Here is a 291-nt window from a genome sequence, read left to right on the forward strand (position 1 = left end):
AGCTCTTCACACATTAGAAACAACCCTAAGTGTATCAATGCTGATCTTTATGATATGATTCCTGCAACAGATGTGAGAAAAGGTTTCTGGGCAGTTACTCAAGCAGAAATGGATGCAATTGACATTCCAAGCAACTTCAGAAAATACCCTTACATGAACACTAAGTTCAACTCACCTGGCGCTGGAACACTTGGTGATGGTGACATCGTTTTGATGCGTACTGCTGAGATGATCTTGATTGAAGCCGAGGCGAATGCTCGTTTAGGTGTTGCTAACGAACCAGCAGCTAGA

General features: G+C 43.0%; 1 protein-coding gene. It reads left to right on the forward strand.

The features are described from left to right. Window positions 1-54: 54 nt before the first annotated feature. The coding region (locus AWW67_RS11810) for a RagB/SusD family nutrient uptake outer membrane protein (protein WP_141655446.1) at window positions 55-291 on the forward strand (237 nt) is incomplete at its 3' end.

This window comes from Roseivirga seohaensis, assembly GCF_001592945.1.
In the GTDB taxonomy this organism is placed as follows: domain Bacteria; phylum Bacteroidota; class Bacteroidia; order Cytophagales; family Cyclobacteriaceae; genus Roseivirga; species Roseivirga seohaensis.